This is a genomic window from Paenibacillus sp. PsM32 (assembly GCF_030433815.1).
In the GTDB taxonomy this organism is placed as follows: Bacteria; Bacillota; Bacilli; order Paenibacillales; family Paenibacillaceae; genus Saccharibacillus; species Saccharibacillus kyungheensis.
This window is the reverse complement of record NZ_JARUWY010000125.1, coordinates 1-208: the sequence shown is the minus strand read 5'-3', so window position 1 is coordinate 208 and position 208 is coordinate 1. Positions and strand designations below refer to the sequence as shown.

1 pseudogene is annotated in these 208 nt (G+C 42.3%); it reads left to right on the top strand.

What is annotated here, in order from left to right:
- Nucleotides 1-208: pseudogene (locus QCD85_RS23885) on the top strand (5-methyltetrahydropteroyltriglutamate--homocysteine S-methyltransferase); the annotation flags it as partial.

Sequence of the window (208 nt, the reverse complement as noted above, 5' to 3'; positions counted from 1 at the left end):
ACGCATGTTAGAAATTGATGAAATTCGCCGCATTGTTGCCAATCAAGATGAATTCGGTCTATTGTCGATATCTGATGGTGAATTTCGCCGTGCTTGGTGGCACTTTGACTTTCTAGAACGTTTGGATTGTGTAGAAGGCTATGATACCGAAGGTTGTATTCAATTCCACAATACAACGACCAAAGCACATGGTGTCAAAGTGACAGGC